Origin of the sequence: Paracoccus spongiarum (genome assembly GCF_030732095.1) — a bacterium.
In the GTDB taxonomy this organism is placed as follows: domain Bacteria; phylum Pseudomonadota; class Alphaproteobacteria; order Rhodobacterales; family Rhodobacteraceae; genus Paracoccus; species Paracoccus spongiarum.
In genome coordinates this window covers 1-833 of sequence record NZ_JAVAMQ010000072.1, presented here as the reverse complement: position 1 = coordinate 833, position 833 = coordinate 1, and the positions used below count along the sequence as shown (strand labels likewise).

The 833-nt window shown below is 63.7% G+C and carries 1 protein-coding gene; it reads left to right on the top strand.

What is annotated here, in order from left to right:
• On the top strand, window positions 1-508 hold a 508-nt coding region (locus Q5Y72_RS19735), incomplete at its 5' end, for a transposase (RefSeq protein WP_305965089.1).
• Window positions 509-833: the final 325 nt, after the last annotated feature.

Here is an 833-nt window from a genome sequence, read left to right as displayed (position 1 = left end):
GATGCTGTTCGCCGCGACCGAGCCGATGCTGCGAGCGCGGGCATCCCTTCGACAGGAGCTTGCAGGATTGGAACGCCGGGTCCGTCAGTTGGCGCAAGACGACCCTGTCTGTCGCCGTCTGATGTCGATGCCGGGCGTGGGCGCGGTCGTGGCGCTGACCTACCGTTCCGCAGTTGATGACCCCTCGCGGTTCACGTCGTCGAAGAAGGTCGGGCCATGGGTCGGCCTCACGCCTTCACGCAACCAGTCAGGCGAACGCGACATCTCCGGCGGGATCACCAAAGCAGGGGACGTCAACCTGCGGCGTGCGCTGTGCCAGGCGGCGACGGTCATGATGCATCGTGGTCGCTCGACGTGGCTGAGAACATGGGCAGTGCAGGTCGCGCGCCGTCGTGGCGCAAAACGGGCCATGGTCGCCCTTGCCCGGCGCATCAGCGTGATCCTGCACCGGATATGGACTGACGGCACAACCTTCCGATCCGAGATTGAGGTTCCGCAAGCAGCCTGATCGGCCAAGCGCTTCACCGTCGCCTGCCTGACCGCAGGCCTTCCAGGTCCCCATGGGACGCGGTTCCGATGATGTCGTGGTCAGGACTGTTGCCGAACCACATCGAGCACGCCAATGAGATGGGCACATCGGACCTGCATTGAACCAGCATCATGTTGGCGGCCTGCGCGCCGACCACGGACCGAAGCATGCACCCAGGTGACCTCAGACGAAGTTGGCTGTGCCAGACGTGCGACGATCATAACAAACCTGAAACCGCCAATTCGCGGACGACCGCGCATGCGTGAAATGGCTTGACTGAGACGACCCCGTTACCGAAGTCCTG